The following is a 25,308-nucleotide window of genomic DNA, read 5'->3' on the forward strand; positions in this document are numbered from 1 at the left end:
ACGTCGCGCATGATCGTCGCCATCGTCGGTCCCACGGGGACCGGCAAGTCCCAGCTGTCGCTCGACCTCGTCGAGCGGCTGGGCGCCGACGGCGTGCCCGCCGAGATCATCAACGCCGACGCCATGCAGCTCTACCGCGGCATGGACATCGGCACCGCCAAGCTCGGCCCGGTCGCGCGCCGCGGCATCCCGCACCATCTCCTCGACGTGCTGGAGCCGCGCGAGGAGGCGAGCGTCGCCCGCTACCAGGTGGAGGCGCGCGCGCTCGTCGACGACATCCTCGACCGCGGCGCGGTGCCTGTCCTCGTCGGCGGGAGCGGGCTCTACGTCTCGAGCGTCATCTACGATTTCCAGTTCCCCGGCACCGACCCCGAGGTGCGCGCGCGACTCGAGGCCGAGCTCGAGGCCGAGGGTCCCGGGATCCTGCACCGCCGGCTCCGCGAGGTGGACCCGGCGGCAGCGGAGGCGATCGGCCCGCACAACGGCCGCCGTCTCGTGCGGGCGCTGGAGGTCATCGAGATCACCGGGGGACCGTTCGGGGCGGGACTTCCGAGCGAGACCCAGCTGTGGCACCCGACCACGACGATCGGGCTCCGCGACGAGCGCGCCGCCCTCGTCGAGCGCCTCGACCAGCGCGTCGCCGGCATGTGGGCCGGCGGCCTCGTCGCCGAGGTGAAGAAGCTGCGCCCCGCGGGACTCGGCACGACCGCGAGCCGCGCGATCGGCTACGCGCAGGCCCTCGCACAGCTGGACGGCGAGATCACCGCCGAGGAGGCGATGGAGCAGACGGCCGCGCTGACGAGGCGCTACGCGCGGCGACAGGTGAGCTGGTTCGGCCGCTATCGCGACACCCACTGGTTCGAGGCGCGCGACCCGGCGAGAGCCGACGCCGCCGCGGACGTGGTGCGCGCGGCGCTGTCGACCGCGCGCGGATAGGCTCGAAGCATGAGCACTCTCGCCTTCACCAAGGGGCACGGCACCGGCAACGACTTCGTCCTCTTCGCCGACCCCGACGGCGAGCGCACGCTCGATGCGAACGCCCTCGCCGCGATCTCGGATCGCCACTTCGGCGTCGGCGCCGACGGCGTGATCCGCGCGGTCCGCTCGGCGCGACTTCCGGAGGGCGCCGCAACGCTTGACGAGGATCCGGCCGCCGAGTGGTTCATGGACTACCACAACGCCGACGGCAGCCCCGCCGAGATGTGCGGCAACGGCATCCGCGTCTACGGGGCGTTCCTGCTGGATCGGGGTCTCATCGACCTCGAGGTGGGGGAGACGATCGCCATCGGCACGCGCGGCGGCGTCCGCCACCTCACGCGCACGGCCGACGGCTTCGAGGTGGACCTCGGCGCCTGGTTCGTCGCCGAGGGCGAGGTGCGCGTCGACGCGGACGGGCTCGACGTGCCGCGCCCGGGGCTCGCGATCGGCGTCGGCAACCCGCACGTCGTCGTGGCGCTGAGCGACGAGGCGGAGCTGGACGGGCTCGAACTCGGTCGCGCCCCCGAACTGCTTCCCGCGGCACCCAACGGTGCGAACGTCGAGTTCGTGGTGCCCGCCGACCCGCTCGTCGAGGCCGGCGTCGGGCACATCCGCATGCGCGTCCACGAGCGCGGCAGCGGCGAGACCCTGTCGTGCGGCACGGGCGCCGCGGCGGCGGCCCTCGCGACCCGTCACTGGGCGGGCGAGGGAGCACCGGACTCCTGGAGCGTCACCGTTCCCGGCGGTGTCGTCGGGGTGCGGGTGTTCGAGGTCGACGGCGCGTCGCACGTCGCGCTCAGCGGGCCCGCCGCGCTCGTCTTCGACGGCGCGCTGGAGCTCTAGTTCGCGTCGGGGATGACCGAGATCGGCTCGGTCAGTCCCGAGCCGGAGCGGCGTCGCGCCCGCAGCACGCGGTAGCCCTTGTTGGTGGCGGCGCGCGTCACGGTGAGGTCGTCGGGGAACTCCGCCTGCAGCCAGCGGTGCAGGGAGTCCGAGCCGAGATTGCGCTGCACGACCAGCCAGGCATCCGCCCCCACCTCGAGTCGCGGCAGCCAGGTCGAGAGCATCGAGTGCAGTTCGCTCTTGCCGACGCGGATGGGCGGATTCGACCAGATCGTCATGAATCGCACATCTGTGGGAACATTGTCAGGTGTACAGGCAGTGATGTTGTCGAGACCCAGACGCGCGGCGTTCTGGCGCACGAGGTCGAGCGCCCGCTGATTGACGTCGACAGCCCACACGGTGGCGTGGGGCGACTCGAGCGCGAGCGACAGAGCGATGGGTCCCCAGCCGCAGCCGAGGTCGAGCAGGTTTCCCCCCGGCGGAGGCGCTGGCACATTCGACAACAAGACGTTCGTGCCCGCATCGAGGCGCTCCGGGCTGAAAACCCCGGGCGCGGAGGTGAGGACACGGTCCTCGCCCGCGAGACGGACCGTGATCTCGCGCGGCACGTATCCACTTCCGGGCTCCGACGAGAAGTAATGATCGGGCGGGGCCATGCAGAGAATCTACCGAACTACCGCACCAGAGGGTGAGAGTCCATGACTGAAGAAGACGACCGGATGCTGGACCGCGTCCTGGGGCACGAGGACGCGCACGCCGAGAAGATCTCCGTGTTCGGCCGCGGACGCGCGACCGCCCTCCACGCGACCTCCGAGGAGTCCGAGCTCGACGGCGAGCAGATCGACCGCGAGGAGCGCGCCGCGCTGCGCCGCGTCGCGGGCCTCTCGACCGAGCTCGAGGACGTCACCGAGGTCGAGTACCGCCAGCTGCGGCTCGAGAACGTCGTGCTGATCGGCGTGTACTCGAGCTCGGGCAACGCCGCGCGCGCCCTCGAGGACGCCGAGAACTCGCTGCGCGAGCTCGCTGCCCTCGCCGAGACGGCGGGCGCCGTCGTGCTCGACGGGCTGCTGCAGCGCCGGCCGCACCCGGATGCGTTGACGTATCTGGGTCGGGGCAAGGTGGAGGAGCTGCGATCGATCGTGGCCCATCTGGGCGCCGACACGGTGATCGCCGACACCGAGCTCTCACCGAGCCAGCGTCGCGCGCTGGAGGACCGGGTGAAGGTCAAGGTGATCGACCGCACCGCGGTCATCCTCGACATCTTCAGCCAGCACGCCAAGAGCCGTGAGGGCAAGGCCCAGGTCGAGCTGGCCCAGCTCGAGTACCTGCTTCCGCGTCTGCGCGGCTGGGGTGAGTCGATGTCCCGTCAGGCCGGTGGCCAGGTCGGCGGTGCGGGCGCCGGCATGGGAAGCCGAGGCCCGGGTGAGACGAAGATCGAGCTCGACCGGCGCCGCATCCACACCCGCATGGCGAAGCTTCGCCGCCAGATCAAGGGATTCGCTCCGGCGCGCGAGGCGAAGAGGGCGAACCGCGACCGGTTCGAGGTGCCGAGCGTCGCGATCGCGGGCTACACCAACGCCGGCAAGTCGAGCCTGCTGAACCGGCTCACCCGCGCGGGCGTGCTCGTCGAGAACGCGCTGTTCGCGACGCTGGACCCGACGGTGCGGCGCAGCCAGACGCCGGACGGGCGCCAGTTCACCCTGGCCGACACGGTCGGCTTCGTGCGCCACCTGCCGCACCAGCTGGTCGAGGCGTTCCGCTCGACGCTCGAGGAGGTCGGCAACTCCGACGTCATCGTGCACGTCGTGGATGCCTCGCATCCCGACCCGGCGGCGCAGCTGGCGACGGTGCGCGATGTGATCGGCGATGTGGGCGCGCGCGACCTTCCCGAGATCGTCGCCTTCAACAAGGCGGATCTGGTCGACGAGAACGACCGCATCCTGCTGCGCGGGCTGGAACCGGGCGCCGTGTTCGTCTCGGCTCGCACCGGGGAGGGCATCGACGAGCTGCGCGAGCGGATCGCCGAGCTGCTGCCGTATCCGGATGTCGAGCTCGACATCCTGGTGCCCTACGACCGCGGCGACCTGGTGTCGCTCGCGCACCAGCGGGCGCGCGTCGTCGACACCTCCTACGAGGAGGCCGGCACGCGCCTGTCGCTCCTGGCGACCGCGCGGGTGGCGGAGCAGCTGCGTGCGGCGGTGGCGGCGAGCGATGCGGCGGAGGCCGCCGAGGCCGACTAGACCGAGCGGAGCACCGCGACGACCTTGCCGAGCACCTCGGCCTCGTCGCCGAGGATCGGCTCGAACGCGGAATTGCGCGGCAGCAGCCAGGTGTGGCCGTCGCGCTGACGGAAGACCTTCACGGTCGCCTCGCCGTCGAGCATGGCGGCGACGATCTCGCCGTTCTGGGCGTCGCGCTGCTGACGCACGACCACCCAGTCGCCGTCGCAGATCGCGGCGTCGATCATCGACTCGCCGACGACCTTGAGCATGAACAGGTCGCCCTTGCCGACGAGCTGGCGGGGGAGCGGGAACACCTCGTCGACCTGCTGGTCGGCCGTGATCGGGATGCCGGCGGCGATCCGTCCCACCAGCGGCACCATGGCGGCGTCGCCGACCGGGATGGTGGTCTCGGCCTCCTCGCTGCCCGGCAGGTCGATGAGGACCTCGAGGGCGCGCGGGCGATTGGGGTCGCGGCGCAGGTACCCGCTCAGCTCGAGCTGCCCGAGCTGGTGCGTCACGCTCGACAGCGAGGCGAGGCCGACGGCGTCGCCGATCTCGCGCATGCTCGGCGGGTAGCCCCGCGAGGCGACCGAGCGCTGCACGAACTCCAGAATGGCGCGCTGCTTGTCGCTCAGGCTGGTGCGCCGGCGGGTTCCCGGGCGACCGTTCTCGGTCGAATCGATCTCGCTCATCGCATCCTCCTGAAGGCGTTGTGTGTCGAGGTGAGGCCAATGTCGGTGGCCTCTGGTCGAATCTCCTCAACGATCGAAACTGTATCCGTTCCGACTCGCCCGAGCAAACAAATGTTCGAGTGTGTCGCACATCGGATGCGAGAAAGTCCCGATCAGTACTTGAACATATGTTCGATCGAAGATATGTTCGGAACACAGCTTCGGATCCGGTCGCCCGGCCGTGACCGGATCCGAGCTGTCCAACGACTCGAGAGCGAGGAACGACAGATGAGCACCATGGTGATGAATCCGACCGTCGTCGCACTGCCGCGTCTGCGGCTCACCCCGCGCGGTCGTGCCGTCTTCGGCACGCTGGCCGCCATCCCGCTCGTGCTGCTGGCGCTCGCCCTCGGCGTGGGCGCGCCGAGCGCCGATGCCGGCGCCACGGCCTCCCTCGACACCTTCAGCTACGTCTCGGTCGCCCCGGGGCAGTCGCTCTGGCAGGTCGCCGAGACGCTCGCCCCCGAGGCGGACCCGCGCGAGGTCATCGCCGACATCATGGCACTGAACCAGCTCGCCTCCAGCGCGGTGGAGCCGGGCCAGAAGCTGGCCATCCCGACCGCCTACGCGCCCTGATCGGCGGGGCCGTTTCGGGCGGCGTTCGCCGGCCCGGCTGAGCGTCGCCACGCTCAGTAGACTCGGCGAGTGGTATCCCTCTCCGACCTCCCGATCCGTGACGACCTCCGCGGTCAGACCCCCTACGGGGCGCCGCAGCTGCACGTGCGCTATGCGCTGAACGTCAACGAGAACACGCACCCGATTCCCGAGGACACGGCGCGGCACATCGTCGAGTCGCTCGCGCGGGCGGTGCTGCAGATCAACCGCTACCCCGACCGTGAGTTCACCGTGCTGCGCGAGGCCCTCGCGGCCTACCTCGGGCACGAACTGGCGCCCGAGAACATCTGGGCGGGCAACGGCTCGAACGAGATCATCCAGCAGACGCTGCAGGCCTTCGGCGGGCCCGGCCGCAAGGTGCTCGCCTTCCCGCCGACCTACTCGATGCACGCGATCATCGCGCACGGCTCGGGCACCGAGTGGGTGGAGGCCGAGCGCGACGACGATTTCGAGATCTCGGCCGCGACCGCCGTCGCCGCGATCGAGCGCGAGCAGCCCGACGTGGTCTTCTTCTGCGCGCCCAACAACCCGACCGGCACCCCCGTGCCGCTCGAGACGATCGAGGCCGCCTATGCGGCGACCGACGGCATCGTCTTCGTCGACGAGGCCTACGCCGAGTTCATGCCGGAGGGGGCGCCGAGCGCGCTCAGCCTGCTCGCGGGCCGCGAACGTCTCCTGGTCTCGCGCACGATGAGCAAGGCGTTCGCCTTCGCCGGCGCGCGCCTCGGCTACCTCGCCGCCGACCCGGCCGTGGTCGACGCCTTCCGGCTGGTGCGCCTGCCGTACCACCTGTCGGCGCTCACCCAGGCGGCCGCCGTCGCCGCGCTCGAGCACGCCCCCGCGATGCTCGCGATGGTCGACGACATCCGCGGCCAGCGCGATCGCCTGCTTGTCGAGCTCGCGCAGCTCGGGTATCGGCCCTACGAGAGCTGGGCGAACTTCGTGCTCTTCGGCGGTCTCGACTCCCCGAAGGCGACCTTCGAGGCGCTGCTCGAGCGCGACATCCTGGTGCGCGACGTCGGCATCCCCGGATCGCTGCGCGTGACGGCGGGCACGCGAGGCGAGACGAGCGCCTTCCTGGCGGCCCTCGCCGAGCTCGGGCCGGGCGGCGCTCGATAGACTCGCAGGCATGAGCACATCCCGCGTCGCGAGCCTGCGCCGTCAGACGAGCGAGTCGAGCATCGAACTCGAACTCAACCTCGACGGCAGCGGCACCGCCGACATCTCCACGACGGTCCCGTTCTTCGATCACCTGCTCACCGCGTTCACCAAGCACTCGCTCATCGACCTCACGGTGCGCGCCCACGGTGACACCGAGATCGATGTGCACCACACCGTCGAGGACACCGGCATCGTGCTGGGGCAGGCGATCAATCAGGCGCTCGGCGACAAGGCCGGCATCGGCCGCTACGGCGACGCGCACGTGCCGCTCGACGAGGCGCTCGCGCGCGCCGTCGTGGACGTCTCCGGGCGCCCGTACCTGGTGCACTCCGGCGAGCCCGAAGGCTTCGAGTTCCACCTGATCGGCGGCCACTTCACCGGCTCCATGGTGCGGCACGTGCTCGAGGCCATCACCTTCCACGCCGGGATCACCGTGCACCTGACGGTGCTCGGCGGTCGCGATCCGCACCACATCGCCGAGGCCGAGTTCAAGGCGCTCGCGCGCGCCTTCCGTCGCGCCGTCGAGCCCGACGCGCGCGTCAGCGGCGTGCCGTCGACCAAGGGCTCGCTGTGACCGTGGAGCGTCGCTCGTGACGGCATCCCCCTCGGTCGTCGTCCTGGACTACGGATCCGGCAACGTCCACTCCGCCGCCAAGGCGCTGGAGTTGGCGGGCGCGCGCGTCGAGCTCACGGCCGACCGCGACCGGGTCGCGGCGGCCGACGGGCTGCTGGTTCCCGGGGTCGGCGCGTTCGCGGCCGTCATGGCGGGGCTGGAGAGCGTTCGCGGCGGCGAGCTGATCGAGCGTCGGCTCGCCGGCGGACGTCCCGTGCTGGGCATCTGCGTCGGCATGCAGGTCATGTTCGAGCGCGGCATCGAGCGCGGCAGCGACGTCGAGGGCCTCGGCGAATGGCCCGGCACCATCGAGGAGCTGCACGCACCCGTGCTGCCGCACATCGGCTGGAACACGGTCGATGCGCCCGAGGACTCCCGCCTGTTCGCGGGCATCCGCGACGAGCGCTTCTACTTCGTGCACTCCTACGCGGCGCGCGACTGGACCCTGGAGGCGACCGGCGCGTTCCCGGCGCCGCGGGTCACCTGGGCCGAGCACGGCGAGCGCTTCGTCGCCGCCGTCGAGAACGGTCCGCTCGCCGCCACGCAGTTCCACCCGGAGAAATCCGGCGCCGCGGGCATCGCCCTCCTGGAGAACTGGCTGCGCGGACTCTGAGCGCGCGGACGTCACCGCGGTCACGGCGTCCATGAAACCGCGCTACGATCTGAATCTTGTTTGCGGGTTGTGACCTCCCCGCGGGAAGACCGAGATGAGCGAATTCAATATCGCCCCTGCCCTGACCCTGTTGCCCGCCGTCGACGTTGCGGGCGGCAAGGCCGTTCGACTGACGCAGGGCGAGGCCGGCTCCGAGACCAGCTACGGCGATCCGGTCGACGCGGCGCACCAGTGGGCCGATGACGGCGCCGAGTGGATCCACCTCGTGGATCTGGATGCGGCCTTCGGTCGCGGCAACAACCGCGCGGTGATCAAGAAGGTCATCAAGAACACGCCCAAGCACGTCAACATCGAGCTCTCCGGCGGCATCCGCGACGACGAGACGCTCGAGGCGGCGCTCGCGACCGGCGCCAAGCGCATCAATCTCGGCACCGCGGCGCTGGAGAACCCCGAGTGGGCCTCCTACGTCATCGGCGCCTACGGCGAGGCGATCGCCGTCGGTCTGGACGTGCGCGGCACGACGCTCGCCGCCCGCGGCTGGACGCAGGAGGGCGGCGATCTCTGGACCGTCATGGAGCGCCTCGAGGCCGCCGGCTGCGCCCGCTACGTCGTGACCGACGTCACCAAGGACGGCACCCTCAAGGGCCCGAACATCGAGCTGCTGCGCCAGGTCATGGAGAAGACGCACAAGCCCGTCATCGCCTCCGGCGGCATCGCCAACCTCGATGACATCGCGGCGCTGCGCGAACTCGTGCCGCTCGGTCTCGAGGGCGCGATCGTCGGCAAGGCGCTGTACTCGGGGGCGTTCACGCTGCCCGAGGCGCTCGACGTCGCCGGCGGCTGACCTGAGCCGTGACCGGCGCCACCGATTCGGCGGGCGTCCCCTGGGAGGGACGCTCGTTTCCGGAGACCGCCCCCAGCAGCGATGACGGCTCGCCCGACCCGCGGCTGACCGAGGCGGTGACGGCGTACCGATCCGGCGAGCTCGCCTTCCCGCAGCTGATCGCGGCGCTTCACGAGGTGCGACTCCTCGTTCCGCTGATCGCGGTGCGCGGCGATGAGGGCGTGGGCGCCCACGGCCAGCTGGTCGACAAGACCCAGGAGCTCTCCATCGTCACGGTCGAAGGGCCGGACGGGCGCGCGGTGCTCCCCGCCTTCAGCGGCGTCGAGTCGATGCGTCGCTGGAACCCGGAGGCGCGCCCGATTCCGATCCAGGCGCCGCGCGTCGCGATCGCCGCCGCCTCCGAGGGCACCGAGCTGATCGCCATCGACCCGGCGAGCGAGAACGGCTTCGTGCTGCGGCGGCCGGCGTTCCGCGCCCTGGCGCTGGGGGAGGAGTGGATCCCCTCCTACGCCGATGACGAGGTGCGCTCGGTGCTCCGGCGCGCGATCGAGGCCGAGCCGGCCGTCTCCGACCTGGACACCGTCGCCGGCGACCCCGAGGCGCGACTGGCGGGCCCGGAGCTGCAGATCCGGCTCGCGGTCGCCCCGGGGCTCGACGCGGCGGCCCTCGAGGAGCTTGTCGCGCGGCTCGCGGCGCGCTGGGCGGCCGAGGCCGTCATCGCCGAGCGCGTCGACTCGCTCGGGGTGGGGATCCGTCCGGCTAGTTGACCGGTCCGGTCCACTTCTCGCCCGGGCCCTTGCCGATCTCGTCGGGGATGGCGGAGGCCTCGCGGAAGGCCAGCTGCACCGAGCGCAGGCCGTCGCGCAGCGCACGCGCGTGGTGGTCGCCCACGTGCGGCGCGGAGGCGGTCACGAGTCCCGCGAGCGCGTCGATCAGCTTGCGCGCCTCGTCGAGGTCGGTGGCCGCATCGGGGTCATCCGCGAGCCCGGTCTTGACGGCCGCGGCGCTCAGAAGGTGCACCGCGACGGTGTTGATCACCTCGACCGCCGGAACGTCCGCGATGTCGCGAATCTCGTCGTCGTAACCCTGCTCTTCGCTCACGCGCTGTCCTCTGCTATTCTTATGCGGGCTCCGGGGCCAGATCCCCGGACACGAAAGTGGAGAAATCCCACCCGCCGACCGCTTCCAACAGGTTATCGGGTCAGTTGCACTCCGCCGCTCACGCGGTAGCCAGGGTGCAGTGATGAAGGGCGTCGACTCGACGCACATCAGGGAATTCGTCTTCGTTCGTGCCTGGCAGCAGGGCTACGCACACACACGAAGGAGTTCCGCATCAGCGATCCCAGAACGAACGACCGGATCCGTGTCCCCGAGGTCCGCCTCGTCGGACCCAACGGAGAGCAGGTCGGCGTCGTCCGCATCGAGGACGCCCTGCGCCTGGCGCAGGAGGCCGACCTGGACCTGGTCGAGGTCTCCCCGACCTCGAAGCCGCCCGTGGTGAAGATCATGGACTACGGCAAGTTCAAGTACGAGCAGGCCCAGAAGCAGAAGGAAGCTCGACGCAACCAGGCGAACACGATCCTCAAGGAGGTTCGCTTCCGCCTGAAGATCGACAAGCACGACTACGAGACCAAGCGCAAGCGCGCGGAGGGCTTCCTCCAGGCGGGCGACAAGGTGAAGGCCATGATCCTCTTCCGAGGCCGTGAGCAGTCCCGACCCGAGCAGGGTGTTCGTCTGCTCGAGCGCTTCGCGGAAGATGTTGCCGAGTTCGGCACCGTGGAATCCACGCCGACCATCGACGGTCGCAACATGGTCATGGTGATCGGACCGCACAAGAACAAGGCCGAGGCGAAAGCCGAAGCCCAGGCCAAGAAGGCCGAGACCAAGGCACGGACCCAGTCCGGTGCCCAGAGCGAGGCGCAGGAAGTCGCGGCGCCCACCACCGCAGGAGAGAAGAATGCCTAAGCAGAAGTCGCACTCGGGTGCCAAGAAGCGTTTCCGGGTCACCGGCAGCGGCAAGGTCGTGAAGCAGGGCGCGGGCATGCGCCACAACCTCGAGCGCAAGTCCTCGAAGCTCACGCGTCGCCTCAACCGCGACGTCGTCCTCGCTCCGCAGGACGCCAAGGTCATCAAGAAGCTCCTGGGCAAGTAAGCCCGGATCCCGAAAAGGAACGAAACTCATGGCACGTGTAAAGAGGGCGGTCAACGCCGCCAAGAAGCGCCGCACTACGCTCGAGCGCGCAGAGGGCTACCGCGGTCAGCGGTCGCGCCTGTACCGCAAGGCGAAGGAGCAGGTCACCCACTCCCTCGTCTACTCCTACCGCGACCGTCGCGCGAAGAAGGGCGAGTTCCGTCGCCTCTGGATTCAGCGCATCAACGCCGCGGCGCGTGCGAACGGCCTGACCTACAACCGTCTGATCCAGGGTCTGGGTCTCGCGGGCGTCGAGGTCGACCGTCGCATCCTCGCCGAGCTCGCGGTCAACGAGCCCGCCACGTTCGCCGGCCTCGTCGAGGTCGCGAAGAAGGCTCTGCCGACCGACGTGAACCAGCCCGCCTCGGCGGCCTGAGCCCCCACGTCACGCAGCGGGCGAAGCCCGCACTGCTTGCTGGTCGAGTAGCGGGCGAAGCCCGCACTGCTTGCTGGTCGAGTAGCGGGCGAAGCCCGCGTATCGAGACCACCCACGAAGGCGCGCATCCCTCAGGATGCGCGCCTTCGTCGTTTCTTCGCGGTTCGTTCGGATGCCCTGGATAGCATGCGGGCATGATCGACAATCCGCGCTCGCCGCGAGTGCGCGCGGTGCACAAGCTCGCCAAGCGCGCGGCCCGTGCCTCCACAGGCCTGTTCCTCGTCGAGGGCCCGCAGTCGGTGCGCGAGGTTCTGGCCTACCGCCCCGAGCTGCTCGTCGAGCTGTACATGACCGAGGCGACGCGCGACCGCTCGTCCGAGCTGGTGCGCGCCGCCGAGAGCGCGGGGGTCTCGGTCGAGCAGGTCTCGGAGCAGGTTCTCGCGGCCATGGCCGACACCGTGACGCCGCAGGGCGTCATCGCGGTCTGCCGCACGCTGGTGATGTCGGTCGACGACATCATGGCCAGCGGTCCGCGGCTGGTCGCGATCCTGCACGAGGTGCGCGATCCCGGCAACGCCGGCACGATCATCCGGGCGGCGGATGCCGCCGGCGCCGACGCCGTGATCTTCACCGGGAGCACCGTCGACGCCTACAACCCGAAGGTCGTGCGCTCGACCACCGGGTCGCTCTTCCATGTGCCGATCGTGCAGAACGGCACGCTCGACGACGCCCTCCGCACGGTGCGCGCCGCGGGCCTGCAGGTGCTGGCCGCCGACATCAAGGGCGACGATCTGCCTGCCGTGCGCGACCTGCTGACCGCGCCGACGGCGTGGCTGTTCGGCAACGAGGCGCGCGGACTCACCGACGAGGAGCTGGCGCGCGCCGACCGTCCGGTGCGGCTGCCGATCTACGGCCGCGCCGAGTCGCTCAACCTCGCCACGGCCGCCTCCGTGTGCCTGTACGAGTCGGCGTTCGCCCAGCGTTCCTGAGCTTTTCGGGGCTCCGCGGCCCGAGGTTGCACTCGGGTCACGTTTCCGCCCCAACCGTTGACCCCCGAGCAGGGGTCATGTTTTGCTGGGTCAATGGAGCCGCTCGTCATCCTCGACCACGTCAACAAGCACTTCGGTGCGCTGCACGTGCTCAACGACATCAACACCACGATCGGTCGTGGCGAGGTCGTCGTCGTCATCGGGCCCTCGGGTTCGGGCAAGTCGACGCTGTGCCGCGCGATCAACCGACTCGAGACGATCGACGACGGCACGATCACGATCGACGGCACCCCGCTGCCGAGCGAGGGGCGCGGGCTCGCGAAGCTCCGCGCCGACGTGGGAATGGTGTTCCAGTCCTTCAACCTGTTCGCCCACAAGAACGTGCTGCAGAACGTCACGATCGGCCAGGTCAAGGTGCGCAAGCGCTCCAAGGCAGAGGCCGAGAAGCGCGCGATGGAGCTGCTGGAGCGCGTCGGCGTCGCCAACCAGGCGCAGAAGATGCCCTCGCAGCTCTCCGGCGGTCAGCAGCAGCGCGTCGCGATCGCGCGTGCGCTCGCCATGGATCCGAAGATCATGCTCTTCGATGAGCCGACGAGCGCGCTCGACCCCGAGATGATCAACGAAGTGCTGGACGTCATGGTGCAGCTCGCCTCCGAGGGGATGACGATGGTCGTCGTCACCCACGAGATGGGCTTCGCCCGCAAGGCGGCCGACCGCGTTCTGTTCATGGCCGACGGCGAGATCGTCGAAGAAGCTACCCCTGAGGCGTTCTTCACGAACCCACAGACTTCGAGAGCGAAGGACTTCCTCTCGAAGGTGCTCACCCACTAGCCGGTGGGAGAGCGACACAGCAAGGAGAGGGAATCCATGAGACTCCGCACATCACTGACGGCTGTCGCGATTGCCGCGACCGCCGTGCTTGCGCTGAGCGCGTGCGCGACGACGGGCGACACCACCGACCCGGATGACGTGACGTTCGAGGCCGGCACGACCATGGCCGAGCTGAACGAGGCCGGCATGATCACGATCGGCACCAAGTTCGACCAGCCGCTGTTCGGTCTTCAGGGCCTCGACGGCAACCCGGAGGGCTTCGACGTCGAGATCGGCAAGATCATCGCGAGCGAGCTCGGCATCTCGGAAGACAACATCGAGTGGGTCGAGACCGTCTCGGCCAACCGTGAGCCCTTCATCGAGAACGGCACGGTCGACATCGTGGTGGCGACCTACACGATCAACGACACCCGCAAGGAAGTCATCTCGTTCGCGGGACCGTACTACCTCGCCGGTCAGGACATCCTCGTGCTCGCGGGCAACCCGGAGGGCATCACCGGCCCTGAGGACCTCGAGGGCATGGACGTCTGCAGTGTCGCCGGATCGACCTCGGAGGCGAACATCTCCGAGTACGGTGTCAACCTCATCACCACCGACACCTACTCCAACTGCCTGGAGCCGCTGCGCAACGGCAACGTCATCGCGGTCACGACCGACAACGTGATCCTCGCGGGACTCGCCGACCAGAACCCGGGTGAGTTCGAGGTCGTCAACAACCCGTTCACGTCGGAGCCCTACGGCATCGGCCTGGCGAAGGATGACGACGTCTTCCGCTCGTTCATCAACGATGTGCTCGAGGAGGCGTACGCCGACGGCCGCTGGGCCGACGCGTGGAACTCCACCGCGGGCACGGTGCTCGACCTGCCGGAGCCCCCGGCGGTCGACCGCTACTAGGCATCAGGGGCGGACCCGCTCGCCGTGTGCGGGCGGGTCCGCGCTGACGCCCCACGCCACCAGCCCGGAACGAGAAAGGAGACGCGGTGGACGCACTCATCGATGTCACCCCGCTGTATTTCGAGGGGTTCCTGCAGACCCTCGCACTTCTCCTGCTCGCCGGCTCGGGAGCGTTCGTCGTCGGCGTGCTCATCGCCGCGCTGCGCATCTCACCGGTGCCCGTGCTGCGGGGCTTCGCCACCGCGTACACCGAGCTGCTGCGCAACGTTCCGCTCCTGCTGGTGCTGTTCTTCTGCGCCTTCGTGCTTCCGCTCCTCGGGGCTCAGCTCGACTTCTTCGTCTTCGCCGTGATCGGGCTCACCGCCTACACCTCGCCCTTCGTGGCCGAGGCGGTGCGCTCGGGCATCAACGGCGTGCACATCGGGCAGGCCGAGGCGGCGCGCAGCCTCGGGTTCGCCTTCGGGCAGACCATCTCGCTGATCGTGCTGCCGCAGGCCGCGCGCATGGTGGTGCCGCCGCTCATCAACGTCTTCATCGCCCTCACCAAGAACACCTCGGTCGCGGGGGCCTTCTTCGTCTTCGAACTGTTCGGCGCCACGACGCGCGGCACGCGCGATCACGGCGACCAGGTGATCCTGATGCTGCTCTACGCCGCCGTGCTGTACCTCGTCATCACCGTTCCGCTCGGGCTGATCGCCGGGGCCATCGAGAAGAAGGTGCGGGTGCTGCGATGAGCGGATCGGTTCTCTACGACGCCCCCGGCCCGAAGACGCGGCGCCGCTCGGCGATCGCCTCGGTCGTCTCCGCGCTCGCGCTGGTCGCGGCCGGCGCCTGGATCATCGCGACGCTCGCCGCGCCGCGCATCGCCGCCAACGGCGCCGAGACCCCCGGCATGTTCGACGGCTCGCGCTGGGACATCGCGCTGAACCCGCTGCTGTGGGAGAACTTCGGTCGTGGTGTGCTCGCGACACTGTCGATGGCGGCCGTCGCCGCCGTGCTCGCGGTGCTGTTCGGCATCCTGCTGTCGTTCGCCCGCACCGCCCGCAGCATGTGGGTGCGGGTGCCGACGGCGGCGCTGCTCGAATTCGTGCGCGGGATGCCCGTGCTGCTGATGATCTTCTTCGTCTTCCTGGTCTTCTCGACCGGGGCGTACTGGGCGGGTGTGCTCGGTCTGGCCGTGTACAACGGGGCGATCATCGGCGAGGCGCTGCGCGCCGGAATCGTCTCGCTTCCGAAGGGCCAGGGCGAGGCCGGCTACTCGATCGGGCTGACCCCGCTGCAGACGCGGCTGTCGATCGAGTTCCCGCAGGCGTTCCGGCAGATGCTGCCGATCATCATCGCCCAGCTCGTGGTGCTGCTGAAGGACACCTCGCTCGCCTACGTGGTCGGCTACAACGAGCTGGCGCGCACGATCAAGAACCTGCAGAACGCGCTCGGCAACCGCTACCTGTTCACCCTGTTCATCATCGGACTTCTGATCTACCTGATCATGAACCTGACCCTCTCCTGGCTGGCGCGCGTGATCGCGAAGCGCAGCGGGCCGAAGCTCGGCAAGGTGACGCCCGACGACCTGCCGCCGGTCGGCTCGCAGGGCACCCAGGCGATCACGATGGTGCGCCCGAAGCGCGAGCGACCACCCGGCTGACGCCGCGCGGCGGCGGAGTGACGCCCGGGTCCCGCGAACACCGGCGCGCGGCCCGACTAGACTCGACGCTCGTGTCCGACTCCCCGCAGATCACCGAACAGACGGTCAACGCCGCGGTCAACGCGGCGCTCGCCGCCATCGCCGACGCGACCGACTCCGCAGCCCTGAAGGCGGCGCGATCCGCCCACGCCGGAGAGGCGTCGCCGCTGGCCAAGCTCAACGCCGGCATGCGCGACGTGCCCGCCGACCAGAAGGCCGCCGCCGGCAAGCTCGTCGGCCAGGCGCGAGGCCGCGTGAACCAGGCGCTCGCCGCGCAGGAGGCGGTCGTGCTCGCCGCCGAGGAGGAGGCGCGCCTCGTGAGCGAGACGGTCGATGTGACCGCGCTGCCGTCGCGCTGGCGGGCCGGAGCCCGGCATCCGCTCTCCCTTCTGATGGAGGAGATGAGCGACGTTTTCGTGGCGATGGGCTGGGAGGTGGCCGAAGGGCCCGAGCTCGAGCACGAGTGGTTCAACTTCGATGCGCTCAACATGGACGAGGACCACCCGGCGCGCAGCGACCAGGACACCTTCTTCGTCGCGCCGCAGGACCGCCACCTGGTGCTGCGCACCCAGACCAGCCCGGTGCAGATCCGCTCGCTGCTGGAGCGCGACCTGCCGGTGTACGTGGTGAGTCCGGGCAAGGTGTTCCGCAAGGACGAGCTCGACGCGACGCACACGCCGGTGTTCCACCAGATCGAGGGCATTGCCATCGATCGCGGCCTCACCATGGCGCACCTGCGCGGAACGCTTGAGCACCTCGCGCGCGCCATGTTCGGGCACGAGGCGCAGATCCGTCTGCGCCCCAACTTCTTCCCCTTCACCGAGCCGAGCGCCGAGATGGATGTCTGGCAGCCGAACGCCAAGGGCGGCGCGCGCTGGGTCGAGTGGGGCGGCTGCGGCATGGTCAACCCGAACGTGCTGCGCAGCGCCGGCATCGATCCGGACGAGTACCAGGGCTTCGCCTTCGGCATGGGGATTGAGCGCACCCTGCAGTTCCGCAACGAGATGAATGACATGCGCGACATGGTCGAGGGCGACGTTCGCTTCTCCCGGCAGTTCGGAATGGTGGTCTGATGCGCGTCCCGCTGAGTTGGTTGGGGGAGTGGGTCACCCTTCCCGAGGACGTCACTCTTGAGCAGGTGCACGAGGCGCTCGTGAAGGTCGGCTTCGAGGAGGAGGACGTTCACACCTCCGACATCACCGGTCCGGTCGTCGTCGGGCGGGTGATCTCGGCCGAGCCCGAGCCGCAGTCCAACGGCAAGACGATCAACTGGTGCCAGGTCGACGTCGGCGACGACGAACCGCGCGGCATCGTCTGCGGTGCGCATAACTTCGCGCCCGGCGACAAGGTCGTGGTCTCGCTTCCCGGCGCAGTGCTGCCGGGGCCGTTCCCGATATCGGCCCGCAAGACCTACGGCCACATCTCCGACGGGATGATCGCGAGCGCCCGCGAGCTCGGGCTCGGCGACGAGCACGACGGCATCCTGCGCCTCATCGAGCTGGGCCTCGACCCCGAGCCCGGGACCGACGCGATCGAGCTGCTCGGGCTGGCGGATGCCGCCGTCGAGATCAACGTCACGCCGGACCGCGGCTACGCCTTCTCGATCCGCGGGGTGGCGCGCGAGTACTCGCACGCGACCGGCGCGCACTTCCGGGACCCGGTGGATGCGGTCACCGTCGCGGCGCCGAGCGAGACCTTCCCCGTGACGATCGCCGACGACGCCCCGATCCGCGGACGCGTCGGCTGCTCGGCCTTCGCCACGCGCGTGGTGCGCGGAATCGATGCGACCCGACCGACGCCGCCGTGGATGGCGTCGCGACTGCGGCTGGCGGGCATCCGCTCGATCTCGCTCGCGGTCGACATCACCAACTACGTCATGCTCGAGTTCGGCCAGCCGCTGCACGGCTACGACCTCGCCAAGCTCGACGGCGGCATCACGGTGCGCCGGGCGCGCGCCGGCGAGACCCTCGAGACGCTCGACGGGGTCGTGCGCAAGCTCGACGTCGAAGACCTGCTGATCACCGACGGATCCGGCCCGATCGGCATGGCCGGTGTCATGGGCGGGGCGAGCACCGAGATCTCGGATGCGACGAGCGATGTGCTGATCGAGGCGGCGAACTTCGACCCGGTCTCGATCGCGCGCGCCGTGCGCCGTCACAAGCTGCCGAGCGAGGCGGCCAAGCGCTTCGAGCGCTCCGTCGACCCGCGCATCGCGCGAGCGGCCGCGACGCGCGCCGCCGCGCTGCTGGTCGAGTTCGCCGGCGGCACGCTCGACGTGCTCGGCACCGACCTCGACGACTCGGTCGAGGCCGCGCCGATCACGCTGGCGCTGTCGCGCCCGCAGGCCCTGATCGGGGTCGCCTACACGCAGGCCGAGGTCATCGAGGCGCTCGAGCGCATCGGCGCGACCGTGGACGTCGCCGGCGAGACGGCGACCGTCACCCCGCCGAGCTGGCGCCCCGACCTGACCGACGAGGCCGCGCTCATCGAAGAGGTGGCGCGCATCACCGGCTACGACCGGGTCGGCTCCGAGCTGCCGGTCGCGCCTCCCGGGCGCGGACTCAGCCGCAGCCAGCGCGCCCGTCGCCGCGTGGCGCAGACGCTCGCCGCGGCCGGCGCCATCGAGGTGCTGGCCTACCCGTTCCTCACCGCGGCCGCGATCGACCGCTTCGAGCCGGGCGCTCCCGCCGTGAAGCTCGAGAACGCGCTCGACGCGCAGGCGCCGTTCCTGCGCCGCAGCCTGCTGCCGGGTCTGCTCGACATCGCCCGCCGCAACCTGTCCCGCGGCCTCACCGATCTGGCGCTGTTCGAGATCGGCGGGGTGTTCCGTCCGGAGCCCGGCGTCGAGTACGGCACCGCGTCGAACCCGAGCGGCGGCGTGCTGCCGAGCGCGAGCGAGCTCGCCGAACTCGAGGCGGCGCTCCCGGCGCAGCCGTGGCGCGTCGGCGGGCTGCTGCTCGGCGATGTGACGCCGAAGCAGCCGGGCGCGGCCGCCGCGCCGAGCGGCGTCGCGGATGCCCTCGATCTGGCACGTCAGGTCGGGCTGGCGCTCGGCGTCGAGCTGACCGCGGTGACGGGCGCGCATCCGGCTCTGCACCCGGGCCGCACGGCCGAGGTCCGCGTCGGCGAGACCGTCGTGGGCGTGGCGGGCGAGCTGCTGCCGGCGATCGCCGACGAGCTGGACCTGCCGCGCGTGGTCGCGCTGCTCGAGCTCGACCTGGACGCGCTGCTCGCCGCGGCGCCGGAGCAGGTGACGGCGCAGCCGATCGGCACGCTGCCGGCGGCGACGCAGGACCTGTCGCTCGTGGTCGCGGCCGAGATGCCGGCCGGGGATGTTCTCGCCGCGGTGCGCGAGGGCGCGGGCGAGTTGCTGGAGCACATCCAGCTGGTCGACGACTACCGCGGCCAGGGGCTGCCCGAGGGCGCGAAGTCCTTGACCTTCGCCCTCCGCTTCCGAGCCCCCGACCGCACCCTCACCGCAGCCGAGGCCACCGACGCCAAGCTCGCCGGCGCCGCCCTCGCGGCGTCACGCCACGCCGCCGCCGTAAGGGAGTAGTCCCGCGGGGATGCATCCCTGACCCTCCCGCGTGCCGCGCGCGGCACTCGCTTGCGTCAGGGATGCATCCCGCGCACCCAGAAGGGGTAGGGTCGGGGCATGGATCACGTGCAGAGTGCGCTCGGGGGGCTTGCCTCCCGCCGTCTGCGTCGCGCGCGCCGAATCTCGGCGACGCCGCGCCGCTGATCCCACCCCTTCCGGTTCAGCCAGGCTCGACGTCGCCGCTCCGATTCCGTCCCGTCGAACCCTAAGGTTGAAGTCATGCCCTATTCCGTTGCCGTCGCTGGCGCGAGCGGCTATGCGGGCGGTGAGCTGCTGCGGCTGCTCGCCGGTCACCCCGATTTCGAGATCCGGACCGTCACCGCGCACAGCAACGCCGGTCAGCCCCTCATCGCGGCCCAGCCGCACCTGCGCTCCCTCGCACATCTGACGCTCGTCGAGACGACCCCCGAGACGCTCGCGGGTCACGACGTCGTCTTCCTCGCCCTCCCGCACGGCGCCTCCGGCGCGATCACCGCGCAGCTGCCTGCCGACACCCTCGTCATCGACTGCGGGGCGGATCACCGCCTCGAGTCCGAGACCGACTGGGCGGCCTTCTACGGCGGCGACTTCTTCGGCGCCTGGGAGTACGGCGTGCCCGAGCTGCCCCGCCACGAGGGCCCGAGCCAGCGCGAACGGCTCGCCGCCGCCCGCCGGATCGCCGCCCCCGGCTGCAACGCCAGCACCGTCGCGCTCTCCCTGGCCCCCGGCATCGCGGCCGGGGTGATCGAGTCGACCGACCTGGTGAGCGTGCTCGCGGTCGGGCCGTCCGGCGCCGGCAAGAGCCTGAAGACGAACCTGCTCGCGAGCGAGATCCTCGGCTCCGCGAACCCGTATGCGGTGGGCGGCACGCATCGTCACATCCCGGAGGTCCAGCAGGCGCTGCGCTGGGCGGGCGCGTCCGAGGTGACGCTGTCGTTCACCCCGGTGCTCGTGCCGATGTCGCGCGGCATCCTCGCCACCTCCACGGCGCGGCTCGCGCCCGGCGTCGACGCGGCCTCGGTGCGCGCCGCCTGGGAGACCGCCTACGCGGGCGAGCCCTTCGTGCAGCGCCTGCCCGAGGGCGTGTTCCCGCGCACCGCCGACGTGCTCGGCGCCAACACGGCGCTGCTCGGCCTCGCCGTCGATGAGGCGGCCGCGCGGGTCGTCGTCGTCGCGGCGGTCGACAACCTCGTCAAGGGCACCGCCGGTGCCGCCATCCAGTCGGCCAATCTGGCGCTCGGCCTCGACGAGCACCGCGCCCTGCCCGTGAACGGAGTCGCCCCGTGACCGTCACCGCCCCCACCGGATTCCTGGCCAGCGGAATCGCCGTCGGCCTGAAGTCGAACGGCAACCCCGATCTCGCCCTCGTCGTCAACCGCGGCCCGCTGACCAGCGCCGCCGCCGTGTTCACCAGCAACCGCGCGCAGGCCAACCCGATCATCTGGTCGAAGCAGGTCATCGCCGACGGCGCGGTGAGCGCGATCGTGCTCAACTCGGGCGGCGCGAACTGCTTCACCGGCGCCGAGGGGTTCCAGACCACCCACGCCACCGCCGAGGCGGTCGCCGAATCCCTGCAGCGTCTCGACGCCGACGTGTCGGCCGGCGACGTGCTGGTCTGCTCGACCGGCCTGATCGGCTTGCAGCTGGACCGCGAGAAGCTGCTGCCCGGCGTCGCCACAGCCGCGAATGCGCTCCGCGCCGACGGCGGGGCCGCCGCCGCGCAGGCGATCATGACCACGGATTCCCACCCCAAGACCGCGATCCGCGCCCGCAACGGCTGGACGATCGGCGGCATGGCGAAAGGGGCGGGCATGCTCGCCCCGGGCCTGGCGACGATGCTCGTGGTCATCACGACCGACGTCGACCTGTCGAGCGCCGAGCTCGACACCGCCCTCCGTGCGGCCACCCGGGTCAGCTTCGACCGCCTCGACTCCGACGGCTGCATGTCGACCAACGACCAGGTGACCCTGATGGCGAGTGGTGCCTCCGGCATCCGTCCCGACCTGGCGCTGTTCACCGGGATGCTCACCGAGCTCTGCCTCGACCTGGCGACGCAGCTTCAGGCGGATGCCGAGGGCGCCAGCCACGACATCACGATCGAGATCGTGAACGCCGCATCCGAGGACGATGCTGTCGAGGTGGGCCGCTCGATCGCCCGCAACAACCTGTTCAAGGCGGCCGTGTTCGGCAACGATCCGAACTGGGGCCGCGTGCTGGCGGCGATCGGCACCACGAGCGCCGAGTTCGACCCGTACGCGGTCGATGTCAGCATGAACGGCGTCCGCGTCTGCTCGAACGGCGGCCCGGACCGTCCGCGCGAGGAGGTCGACCTGAGCCCGCGCGCGACGCACGTGCTCGTCGACCTGAAGGCGGGCGAGCAGACCGCGACGATCTTCACCAACGACCTGACCCACGACTACGTGCACGAGAACAGCGCCTACAGCTCATGACCGAGAACGAACTGGAATCCCTCGACCCGCGCGCCGCCCAGGCGGAGCTGAAGGCGGCGACGCTGATCGAGTCGCTGCCCTGGCTGAAGCGGTTCTCGGGCGAGATCGTCGTGATCAAGTTCGGCGGCAACGCCATGGTCGACGACGAACTGAAGCGCGCCTTCGCCCAGGACATGGTCTACCTGCGCTACCTCGGCCTGAAGCCCGTGGTGGTGCACGGCGGCGGCCCGCAAATCTCGTCGATGCTCGACCGGCTCGGCATCCCCAGCGAGTTCGTCGGCGGCTACCGGGTGACGACGCCGGAGGCGATGGAGATCGTGCGCATGGTGCTCACCGGTCAGGTGAGCCGCGAGATCGTCACGCTCATCAACGAGCACGGCCCGCTCGCCTCGGCGATCTCGGGCGAGGACGCGGGACTGTTCAAGGGCCGTCGCCGCGGGGCCGTGGTGAACGGCGAGACGGTCGACATCGGCCAGGTCGGCGACGTGGTCCAGGTCGACCCGGCGGCGGTGCTGGCCGAGATCGCGGCGGGGCGCATCCCTGTCGTCTCCTCGATCGCTCCCGACGTGGATGCCGCCGGCCAGTCGCTGAACGTGAACGCCGACTCGGCCGCCGCTTCGCTCGCGGTCGCGCTGGGGGCCGCGAAGCTCGTGGTGCTGACGGATGTCGCGGGCCTGTACCGCAATTGGCCGGATCGCGATTCGCTCATCTCGATGATCGACGCGACCGAGCTGACGGCCCTGCTGCCGAGTCTGGAGAGCGGAATGATCCCGAAGATGTCGGCGTGCCTGGAGGCGGTGAACGGCGGGGTCGCCAAGGCGGCGATCATCGACGGCCGTCGTCCGCATTCGATCCTGCTGGAGATCTTCACTGACGCCGGCATCGGCACCGAGGTGGTGCCCGCATGAGCGCGCGGACCCCGGAGATCGTGGCGCGGTTCACCGACGTGATGATGCGCACCAACCCGCGCCCGTTCGCGATCCTCGACCGCGGTGACGGCGCCCGGGTGTGGGATGTCGACGGCAACGAGTACCTGGACTTCCTGGCCGGCATCGCGGTGAACGCGCTCGGGCACGCGCATCCGGCCGTTGTGGAGACGATCCACGCGCAGGCCTCGCGTCTGGTGCACATCTCGAACTACTTCGCGAGCGAGCCGCAGCTGGCGCTCGCCGAACGGCTGGTGCGGCTGAGCGGCGGCTCCCGCGTCTACTTCGCAAACTCGGGGGCGGAGGCCATCGAGTCGGCGATCAAGCTGGCCCGGCTGACCGGGCGCACCCGCATCGTCGCTCTGGAGGCCTCGTTCCACGGGCGTACGATGGGCTCGCTGTCGTTGACCGGCAAGCCGGCGCTGCGGGCCCCGTTCGAACCGCTCGTGCCGGGGGCGGCGCACATCGCCCCGACGATGGACGCGCTGGAGGCGGAGTTCGCCGAGCACGGCCACGAGCTGTCGGCGATCGTGATCGAGCCGATCCAGGGCGAGGCGGGGGTCGTCGAGCTGCCGGAGGGCTTCCTGCGGCGCGCCCGCGAGCTGACCACCCAGCACGGTGCCCTGCTGATCCTGGACGAGATCCAGACCGGCGCGGGTCGCACGGGGGAGTGGTTCGCGTTCCAGCGCGAGGGCATCGTGCCGGACGCGATCACCCTGGCGAAGGGCATCGGCGGCGGAGTGCCGATCGGCGCCCTGGTCACCTTCGGGGCCGCGAGCGACCTGTTCCAGCCCGGTCAGCACCTGTCCACCTTCGGCGGCAACCCGCTCGCCACGGCGACGGCGGATGCCGTGCTGGCCGAGATCGAGCGCGCCGGCCTGGTCGAGAACGCGGCCCGCCGCGGCCTCGAGCTGCGTGCGGCGGTCGAGGGTCTCGTCTCGCCGCTGGTGCGCGAGGTGACCGGCGCCGGACTGCTGATCGGCATCGTGCTCACCCAGCCGGTCGCCGCGGCACTGGTCGCGGCCGCGCAGCAGCGCGGGCTGATCATCAACGCGACGACCGATTCGCGCATCCGTCTCGCTCCGCCGCTCACGATCGGCGACGCCGAGATCGCCGAGTTCGCGGAGAAGTTCGCCGCCGCACTGTCCGACGTCCAGACCCCCGCAGGAGACACCCCATGACCCGCCACTTCCTTCGCGATGACGACCTGACCGCCGCCGAGCAGTCCGAGATCCTCGACCTCGCCGCCGAGATGAAGGCGGATCGCTGGGGCCGTCGCCCGCTCGAGGGCCCGCAGACGGTGGCGGTCATCTTCGACAAGTCGTCGACGCGCACACGGGTGAGCTTCGCGGTCGGCATCGCCGACCTCGGCGGCAGCCCGCTGATCATCTCGACGGCGTCGAGCCAGCTCGGCGGCAAGGAGACCCCCTCGGACACCGCGCGCGTGCTCGAGCGCATGGTCAGCGCGATCGTCTGGCGCACCTACGCGCAGGCGGGCCTGGAGGAGATGGCGGCGGGCACCCGGGTGCCGGTCGTGAACGCGCTGAGCGATGACTTCCACCCCTGCCAGCTGCTCGCCGACCTGCTCACGATTCGCGAGCACAAGGGCGAGCTGGCGGGCCTGACGGTGACGTTCCTGGGCGACGGCGCGAGCAACATGGCGCACAGCTACCTGCTGGCTGGCGCGACCGCGGGCATGCACGTTCGCGTGGCGGCCCCCGCCGAGTTCGCCCCCGCCGACTCGGTGGTGGCGGATGCCGACCGCCGCGCCGCGGAGACCGGCGGCTCGGTCACGATCTACACCGACGCGCTCGAGGCGGTCGCCGGTTCCGACGTCGTGGTCACCGACACCTGGGTGTCGATGGGCAAGGAGGAGGAGAAGGCGCACCGGGTGGCGACCTTCGGCGGTTACCAGGTGACGCGCGAGCTGATGACGCTCGCGAAGCCGGACGCGATCTTCCTGCACTGCCTGCCGGCCGACCGCGGCTACGAGGTCGAGGCCGAGGTCATCGACGGCGCGCAGAGCGTCATCTGGGATGAGGCGGAGAACCGTCTGCACGCCCAGAAGGCGCTGCTCGCCTGGCTGCTCGAGCGCGCCTGACCGAAGGGGCTAGACCCCGGAGGCGATGATCGCGCCCATCAGGGTGGCCCAGAAGATGATCGCGGCGATCACGCCGGCGGTGAGCGGCACCCAGAACGCGATCTTGCGGCGCACCAGCAGGATGATGCTGACGATCACGGCCACGAGGTACAGCGCGACGTGGCTGATGATGATCACGGCCTGGTCGCCCGCAACGAGGGCGGGGTCGACGTAGCCGGCCGACTCGACGAGAACCTCCGGCAGCAGGATTCCCATCACGACGGCGCTCAGCATGCCGATCAGGCCCAGGACGAGCAGGATCACCGTCAGCACCACGTCCCAGACGCGGCGCCCGGTGCTCGCGGGCGGCGGCGCGCCGTAGGTGGCCGTCGCATACGGGTTCGCGGCGTACGGGTTCGCCGCCGGCGGAGTCGCGGCGTACGGCGACGCGGGGGGAGCGGCCGCGGGGGCGGCGGCCGGAGTCGCCGCGGGTGTGGGAGCCGCGGCCGGTTCGGCGATCGGCGGCGGCACGGATCCGTTCGACGGTGCGGGCGGGATCGGCGGCACGGCGGCGTCGTCACTCATGGCACCACGTTACTGCGGCCTCGTTGGTCGCGCGCCCTAGACTGAACGACGATGTCCGAGGAGAAGCACGCCATGACTGTTCCCGAGCTCGTTGCCTCGACCGTG

General features: G+C 70.6%; 28 protein-coding genes. 24 read left to right on the forward strand and 4 right to left on the reverse strand.

Annotated features, from left to right (window positions below; translation table 11 throughout):
• The first annotated feature begins 9 nt into the window (after positions 1-9).
• Together miaA and dapF are read left to right on the forward strand one after the other, a co-directional pair.
• Entirely contained in the window at positions 10-936 is a 927-nt protein-coding gene (gene miaA / locus AC0L6Y_RS03030; RefSeq protein WP_473555167.1) for a tRNA (adenosine(37)-N6)-dimethylallyltransferase MiaA, read from the forward strand.
• 9 nt (positions 937-945) lie between these two features.
• On the forward strand, positions 946-1,821 hold the full coding sequence (gene dapF, locus AC0L6Y_RS03035; RefSeq protein ID WP_473555171.1) for a diaminopimelate epimerase: 876 nt from the start codon (positions 946-948) through the stop codon (positions 1,819-1,821).
• On the opposite strand, the gene AC0L6Y_RS03040 is transcribed toward dapF, so the two are convergent.
• The gene (locus AC0L6Y_RS03040) at positions 1,818-2,477 is read right to left on the reverse strand and encodes a class I SAM-dependent methyltransferase (protein ID WP_473555175.1); all 660 of its coding nucleotides are present in this window, start codon (positions 2,475-2,477) and stop codon (positions 1,818-1,820) included. The genes dapF and AC0L6Y_RS03040 overlap by 4 nt on opposite strands.
• Before the next feature lie 42 nt (positions 2,478-2,519).
• Between AC0L6Y_RS03040 and hflX the strand changes: the two genes are divergently transcribed.
• Positions 2,520-4,061, forward strand: a complete 1,542-nt coding sequence (gene hflX / locus AC0L6Y_RS03045; protein ID WP_473555182.1) for a GTPase HflX — start codon at positions 2,520-2,522, stop codon at positions 4,059-4,061.
• Here the strand turns inward: hflX and lexA are convergent.
• Positions 4,058-4,735 carry a transcriptional repressor LexA gene (lexA, locus tag AC0L6Y_RS03050; RefSeq protein WP_473555185.1) on the reverse strand — a complete coding sequence of 226 codons (678 nt, stop codon included), beginning with the start codon at positions 4,733-4,735 and terminating at the stop codon, positions 4,058-4,060. The genes hflX and lexA overlap by 4 nt on opposite strands.
• A gap of 267 nt (positions 4,736-5,002) precedes the next feature.
• On the opposite strand from lexA, the gene AC0L6Y_RS03055 reads away from it, so the two are divergent.
• The 6 genes from AC0L6Y_RS03055 (at position 5,003) to AC0L6Y_RS03080 (ending at position 9,387) form a co-directional block, all read left to right on the forward strand.
• Positions 5,003-5,350 (forward strand): LysM peptidoglycan-binding domain-containing protein, encoded by a 348-nt coding sequence (locus tag AC0L6Y_RS03055; protein ID WP_473555189.1) that lies wholly within the window; start codon positions 5,003-5,005, stop codon positions 5,348-5,350.
• Between the two features lie 69 nt (positions 5,351-5,419).
• Entirely contained in the window at positions 5,420-6,508 is a 1,089-nt protein-coding gene (locus AC0L6Y_RS03060; protein ID WP_473555193.1) for a histidinol-phosphate transaminase, read from the forward strand.
• Positions 6,509-6,518: 10 nt separating this feature from the next.
• A complete protein-coding gene (hisB, locus tag AC0L6Y_RS03065) occupies positions 6,519-7,124 on the forward strand; it encodes an imidazoleglycerol-phosphate dehydratase HisB (protein ID WP_473555198.1) in 606 nt (201 codons plus the stop codon).
• Between the two features lie 16 nt (positions 7,125-7,140).
• Positions 7,141-7,776, forward strand: coding sequence for an imidazole glycerol phosphate synthase subunit HisH (gene hisH / locus AC0L6Y_RS03070; RefSeq protein WP_473555203.1), 636 nt, complete (start codon positions 7,141-7,143; stop codon positions 7,774-7,776).
• Between the two features lie 94 nt (positions 7,777-7,870).
• Positions 7,871-8,620 carry a bifunctional 1-(5-phosphoribosyl)-5-((5-phosphoribosylamino)methylideneamino)imidazole-4-carboxamide isomerase/phosphoribosylanthranilate isomerase PriA gene (gene priA / locus AC0L6Y_RS03075; protein WP_473555206.1) on the forward strand — a complete coding sequence of 250 codons (750 nt, stop codon included), beginning with the start codon at positions 7,871-7,873 and terminating at the stop codon, positions 8,618-8,620.
• Positions 8,621-8,628: 8 nt separating this feature from the next.
• Complete coding sequence (locus AC0L6Y_RS03080) at positions 8,629-9,387, forward strand: SseB family protein (protein WP_473555210.1); 759 nt, start codon at positions 8,629-8,631, stop codon at positions 9,385-9,387.
• Here AC0L6Y_RS03080 and AC0L6Y_RS03085 read toward each other — a convergent pair.
• Positions 9,380-9,721, reverse strand: coding sequence for a DUF1844 domain-containing protein (locus tag AC0L6Y_RS03085; RefSeq protein WP_473555214.1), 342 nt, complete (start codon positions 9,719-9,721; stop codon positions 9,380-9,382). The two genes, AC0L6Y_RS03080 and AC0L6Y_RS03085, sit on opposite strands and share 8 nt — an antisense overlap.
• A 192-nt stretch (positions 9,722-9,913) precedes the next feature.
• Between AC0L6Y_RS03085 and infC the strand changes: the two genes are divergently transcribed.
• The 15 genes from infC (at position 9,914) to argF (ending at position 24,639) form a co-directional block, all read left to right on the forward strand.
• Positions 9,914-10,585, forward strand: coding sequence for a translation initiation factor IF-3 (gene infC / locus AC0L6Y_RS03090; RefSeq protein ID WP_473558211.1), 672 nt, complete (start codon positions 9,914-9,916; stop codon positions 10,583-10,585).
• Positions 10,578-10,772 carry a 50S ribosomal protein L35 gene (gene rpmI / locus AC0L6Y_RS03095; protein WP_294181581.1) on the forward strand — a complete coding sequence of 65 codons (195 nt, stop codon included), beginning with the start codon at positions 10,578-10,580 and terminating at the stop codon, positions 10,770-10,772. The genes infC and rpmI overlap by 8 nt, the downstream gene beginning before the upstream one ends.
• A 28-nt stretch (positions 10,773-10,800) precedes the next feature.
• Positions 10,801-11,187, forward strand: a complete 387-nt coding sequence (gene rplT / locus AC0L6Y_RS03100; RefSeq protein WP_294181582.1) for a 50S ribosomal protein L20 — start codon at positions 10,801-10,803, stop codon at positions 11,185-11,187.
• A gap of 194 nt (positions 11,188-11,381) precedes the next feature.
• Complete coding sequence (locus AC0L6Y_RS03105) at positions 11,382-12,176, forward strand: TrmH family RNA methyltransferase (protein ID WP_473555218.1); 795 nt, start codon at positions 11,382-11,384, stop codon at positions 12,174-12,176.
• Between the two features lie 93 nt (positions 12,177-12,269).
• Positions 12,270-13,007: an amino acid ABC transporter ATP-binding protein gene (locus tag AC0L6Y_RS03110; protein WP_473555223.1), complete on the forward strand. Its 738-nt coding sequence runs from the start codon at positions 12,270-12,272 to the stop codon at positions 13,005-13,007.
• 36 nt (positions 13,008-13,043) lie between these two features.
• The gene (locus AC0L6Y_RS03115; RefSeq protein WP_473555228.1) at positions 13,044-13,901 is read left to right on the forward strand and encodes a glutamate ABC transporter substrate-binding protein; all 858 of its coding nucleotides are present in this window, start codon (positions 13,044-13,046) and stop codon (positions 13,899-13,901) included.
• 86 nt (positions 13,902-13,987) lie between these two features.
• Positions 13,988-14,635, forward strand: coding sequence for an amino acid ABC transporter permease (locus tag AC0L6Y_RS03120; protein ID WP_473555233.1), 648 nt, complete (start codon positions 13,988-13,990; stop codon positions 14,633-14,635).
• Positions 14,632-15,546, forward strand: coding sequence for an amino acid ABC transporter permease (locus AC0L6Y_RS03125; RefSeq protein ID WP_473555238.1), 915 nt, complete (start codon positions 14,632-14,634; stop codon positions 15,544-15,546). The genes AC0L6Y_RS03120 and AC0L6Y_RS03125 overlap by 4 nt, the downstream gene beginning before the upstream one ends.
• A gap of 71 nt (positions 15,547-15,617) precedes the next feature.
• Positions 15,618-16,658: a phenylalanine--tRNA ligase subunit alpha gene (gene pheS / locus AC0L6Y_RS03130; RefSeq protein WP_473555242.1), complete on the forward strand. Its 1,041-nt coding sequence runs from the start codon at positions 15,618-15,620 to the stop codon at positions 16,656-16,658.
• A complete protein-coding gene (gene pheT / locus AC0L6Y_RS03135; RefSeq protein ID WP_473555246.1) occupies positions 16,658-19,141 on the forward strand; it encodes a phenylalanine--tRNA ligase subunit beta in 2,484 nt (827 codons plus the stop codon). The genes pheS and pheT overlap by 1 nt, the downstream gene beginning before the upstream one ends.
• Positions 19,142-19,402: 261 nt before the next feature.
• A complete protein-coding gene (argC, locus tag AC0L6Y_RS03140; protein ID WP_473555249.1) occupies positions 19,403-20,449 on the forward strand; it encodes an N-acetyl-gamma-glutamyl-phosphate reductase in 1,047 nt (348 codons plus the stop codon).
• Positions 20,446-21,612 carry a bifunctional glutamate N-acetyltransferase/amino-acid acetyltransferase ArgJ gene (gene argJ / locus AC0L6Y_RS03145; protein WP_473555253.1) on the forward strand — a complete coding sequence of 389 codons (1,167 nt, stop codon included), beginning with the start codon at positions 20,446-20,448 and terminating at the stop codon, positions 21,610-21,612. Before argC ends, argJ begins: the two co-directional genes overlap by 4 nt.
• Positions 21,609-22,520: an acetylglutamate kinase gene (argB, locus tag AC0L6Y_RS03150; RefSeq protein ID WP_473555256.1), complete on the forward strand. Its 912-nt coding sequence runs from the start codon at positions 21,609-21,611 to the stop codon at positions 22,518-22,520. Before argJ ends, argB begins: the two co-directional genes overlap by 4 nt.
• A complete protein-coding gene (locus AC0L6Y_RS03155) occupies positions 22,517-23,719 on the forward strand; it encodes an acetylornithine transaminase (protein WP_473555261.1) in 1,203 nt (400 codons plus the stop codon). Before argB ends, AC0L6Y_RS03155 begins: the two co-directional genes overlap by 4 nt.
• Positions 23,716-24,639, forward strand: a complete 924-nt coding sequence (gene argF, locus AC0L6Y_RS03160) for an ornithine carbamoyltransferase (RefSeq protein WP_473555266.1) — start codon at positions 23,716-23,718, stop codon at positions 24,637-24,639. The genes AC0L6Y_RS03155 and argF overlap by 4 nt, the downstream gene beginning before the upstream one ends.
• Positions 24,640-24,648: 9 nt before the next feature.
• Here the strand turns inward: argF and AC0L6Y_RS03165 are convergent, their stop codons facing one another.
• The gene (locus AC0L6Y_RS03165; RefSeq protein WP_473555270.1) at positions 24,649-25,203 is read right to left on the reverse strand and encodes a DUF6264 family protein; all 555 of its coding nucleotides are present in this window, start codon (positions 25,201-25,203) and stop codon (positions 24,649-24,651) included.
• Positions 25,204-25,308: the final 105 nt, after the last annotated feature.

The sequence above is a fragment of the Pseudolysinimonas sp. 10J20-29 genome, from assembly GCF_055809595.1.

Coding starts and splice junctions, on each gene's coding strand:
- hflX (WP_473555182.1), top strand. CDS start 2,520: ATGACTGAAGAAGACGACCGGATGCTGGACCGCGTCCTGGGGCACGAG.
- AC0L6Y_RS03155 (WP_473555261.1), top strand. CDS start 22,517: ATGAGCGCGCGGACCCCGGAGATCGTGGCGCGGTTCACCGACGTGATG.
- pheT (WP_473555246.1), top strand. CDS start 16,658: ATGCGCGTCCCGCTGAGTTGGTTGGGGGAGTGGGTCACCCTTCCCGAG.
- AC0L6Y_RS03165 (WP_473555270.1), bottom strand. CDS start 25,203: ATGAGTGACGACGCCGCCGTGCCGCCGATCCCGCCCGCACCGTCGAAC.
- rplT (WP_294181582.1), top strand. CDS start 10,801: ATGGCACGTGTAAAGAGGGCGGTCAACGCCGCCAAGAAGCGCCGCACT.
- rpmI (WP_294181581.1), top strand. CDS start 10,578: ATGCCTAAGCAGAAGTCGCACTCGGGTGCCAAGAAGCGTTTCCGGGTC.
- AC0L6Y_RS03110 (WP_473555223.1), top strand. CDS start 12,270: ATGGAGCCGCTCGTCATCCTCGACCACGTCAACAAGCACTTCGGTGCG.
- AC0L6Y_RS03125 (WP_473555238.1), top strand. CDS start 14,632: ATGAGCGGATCGGTTCTCTACGACGCCCCCGGCCCGAAGACGCGGCGC.
- AC0L6Y_RS03040 (WP_473555175.1), bottom strand. CDS start 2,477: ATGGCCCCGCCCGATCATTACTTCTCGTCGGAGCCCGGAAGTGGATAC.
- argB (WP_473555256.1), top strand. CDS start 21,609: ATGACCGAGAACGAACTGGAATCCCTCGACCCGCGCGCCGCCCAGGCG.
- argC (WP_473555249.1), top strand. CDS start 19,403: ATGCCCTATTCCGTTGCCGTCGCTGGCGCGAGCGGCTATGCGGGCGGT.
- priA (WP_473555206.1), top strand. CDS start 7,871: ATGAGCGAATTCAATATCGCCCCTGCCCTGACCCTGTTGCCCGCCGTC.
- hisB (WP_473555198.1), top strand. CDS start 6,519: ATGAGCACATCCCGCGTCGCGAGCCTGCGCCGTCAGACGAGCGAGTCG.
- AC0L6Y_RS03115 (WP_473555228.1), top strand. CDS start 13,044: ATGAGACTCCGCACATCACTGACGGCTGTCGCGATTGCCGCGACCGCC.
- lexA (WP_473555185.1), bottom strand. CDS start 4,735: ATGAGCGAGATCGATTCGACCGAGAACGGTCGCCCGGGAACCCGCCGG.
- AC0L6Y_RS03055 (WP_473555189.1), top strand. CDS start 5,003: ATGAGCACCATGGTGATGAATCCGACCGTCGTCGCACTGCCGCGTCTG.
- AC0L6Y_RS03105 (WP_473555218.1), top strand. CDS start 11,382: ATGATCGACAATCCGCGCTCGCCGCGAGTGCGCGCGGTGCACAAGCTC.
- miaA (WP_473555167.1), top strand. CDS start 10: ATGATCGTCGCCATCGTCGGTCCCACGGGGACCGGCAAGTCCCAGCTG.
- argF (WP_473555266.1), top strand. CDS start 23,716: ATGACCCGCCACTTCCTTCGCGATGACGACCTGACCGCCGCCGAGCAG.
- dapF (WP_473555171.1), top strand. CDS start 946: ATGAGCACTCTCGCCTTCACCAAGGGGCACGGCACCGGCAACGACTTC.